Source organism: Stenotrophomonas sp. Sm6012 (assembly GCF_030985895.1).
Lineage (GTDB): Bacteria > Pseudomonadota > Gammaproteobacteria > Xanthomonadales > Xanthomonadaceae > Stenotrophomonas > Stenotrophomonas forensis.
The window spans coordinates 1-2,056 of record NZ_JAPTFX010000267.1 but is presented as its reverse complement, the minus strand read 5'-3'; the positions used below and the strand labels follow the sequence as shown (position 1 = coordinate 2,056).

1 protein-coding gene and 2 pseudogenes are annotated in these 2,056 nt (G+C 54.1%); all 3 read right to left on the bottom strand.

Annotation, left to right across the window (positions count from 1 at the left end; translation table 11 throughout):
* Positions 1 to 722 (bottom strand): annotated as a pseudogene (locus tag O0J73_RS22270) (hypothetical protein); the annotation flags it as partial.
* A 39-nt stretch (positions 723 to 761) separates the two neighbouring features.
* A complete protein-coding gene (locus tag O0J73_RS22265; RefSeq protein WP_308309665.1) occupies positions 762 to 1,511 on the bottom strand; it encodes a putative type VI secretion system effector in 750 nt (249 codons plus the stop codon).
* Positions 1,508 to 2,056 (bottom strand): annotated as a pseudogene (locus O0J73_RS22260) (hypothetical protein); the annotation flags it as partial. The gene O0J73_RS22265 and the pseudogene O0J73_RS22260, both read right to left, overlap by 4 nt.

The window sequence follows — 2,056 nt, the reverse complement described above, 5'->3', positions numbered from 1 at the left end:
CTGTCCGCAGCTTCCGCGTCTAAATAGCTGTAGTACGCCCCAATAAAACTACCCGCTCCCGCAAGCACACTGCCGGCAACCTTCATCCGAATGGCACTGACACTGCCCTCCCCAAAGAACTCCTTGGCTACCGTTTCATGCACACTGGTATACACAGCCAAAAGCGACATGCCGGACGCCAATAACGTCGCATAGTCGCGCGTGTCCTTATCGACCTTTGTTGCCAGATGGATGAAGTTCACCATCTCCAACACGCCCGTGAGGGAGTTCAGACCGACGACATTACGACTGCTTTCCGCCGCTGCCTGCCAACGCTTGCGCATCGCCAGCGCGCCGTGGTGCAGCTCCAGATCGCGAAGCGCGAACTGCATCGGCAGTGCACTTCCCTTCTTGCGATAGAACTGGATGCGCTCCAGGAAATAGCGCTTGCCCTGCTGGCCGCTGCTCAGCTCTTCGGCCACCAGGCTGATCGCCTCGTCGCGCTCCATCAATGCCCGCGTCAGGAGCACAACGCGGACCATGGCATTGCCGACAGTGTCCTGGATGCCCTTCACCGGGAATCGATTCAGAAGGTAAGCACTTGCGGTAGTGACGAAGCGATCAACGCCACTATCGCGAAGGATGCGGGCACTGGCGGTGGAGGGCGCTGCCTCTTTCTGCGCCGCCACCAACTTGCGGAGCAGGCAAACTGAAAGCTCATACTGACGGCTTTTGGCAGCCATAACGGACAACCACTCCTGGTTACCACAACTCAGTTCAAGTCAGTACCTGAAGTACGTATCACCCAAAGCAGGATGGTCATCCACACTCTTATTCAACTTCGTGATACGCCTTAGATTTATATATTTACCATTGACCCAACCAAGAGATTTGAAGATTGCATCAGCCATCCTTGCATAACGCGTGAAGCGAGAACCAATCCTAACCCCAATGAAGCACGAGACAGAAACGCAACTAAGAAATATGTAAAAAAATCTTTTCAGAGAATACCAGTCCCAGGGAGCTTCATTAATCGAACCAAAGCCGGCAACCAGAACGTATAGCGCAGCACTTGGCAGTGAGAACATCAGCGTGTACTTCATGACACCAATCCAATGCGCCCAACTTCCAGAGCTGACATGGGGGTATGACACAATCAGCCGCTTATTCTCGTCCAGAACTGACAGAGCAAAGAATTTCCCATCTTCGCCCCTCTTTCCAACGACCTTTACTCGGTCCCCTTCACCGAATGGCCAGTTCCAAAGCAACCCTTCCACTTTAGTTTCGCCAAGTCGGAACTCGACCCTGGCAACCGGCTCAGCCATCTCTTCAGCAGACATCATCGCCATCCCAGCTGCAGGGCCGCTCAGCCCCAGTGCGGCGGCAATGGCGCCAGTAGCCGCGATACCTGATGGATCACTCTCTCGCCAGAATACATTTTCCAAAACGTGCTTGACGCGCAGATCGGAGATGATTCCGATTTCGATATCAAGCGAGTTCTTCTCTGACGACACATCGACCTCAGTTTTCATCGCACCCTCAACGTAACCGAGCCGATAGCCTTGTCAAACGCCTGCTTTTGTTCTCGCGGTGTTGAATAGGGCTCGCCACCAAATGTTCGCTCACCTTTTCCATGGCCCGCATTTGTTCCGAATGCATTGTTCATACACCACTTTTCCAGATCGTCCGGACTGATAACCCATATCAAGACTTCAATGACAAGAAGAGCCAATGCAACTTGCCAGCCACCCAATCGCAGAATCCACACACCAAGTCGTTTCATTGCCTGCGACGCAACTACAGCCCCCCCTTCTGTCGCCGCTGCCGCTTCAAGCCCTGCTTTCATCCCTCTGAGACCCAAAGTCAATGAATTGCGCCCCAGACTGCGCTCGATGATCGGAGATGAGTAGGCGAGTGCGGTCAGGAACTGCGCTCCGCCCGCAGACGCCGTCACGAACGCTTTAGTACTCAAAAGTATGTCGGCAGCAAGCTCTTGCTGCCTGTCCGCAGCTTCCGCGTCTAAATAGCTGTAGTACGCCCCAATAAAACTACCCGCTCCCGCAAGCACACTGCCGGC

Bases quoted from the DNA above. Each gene is read 5' to 3' on its own strand.
- O0J73_RS22265 (WP_308309665.1), bottom strand. From the start codon at position 1,511: ATGAAAACTGAGGTCGATGTGTCGTCAGAGAAGAACTCGCTTGATATC.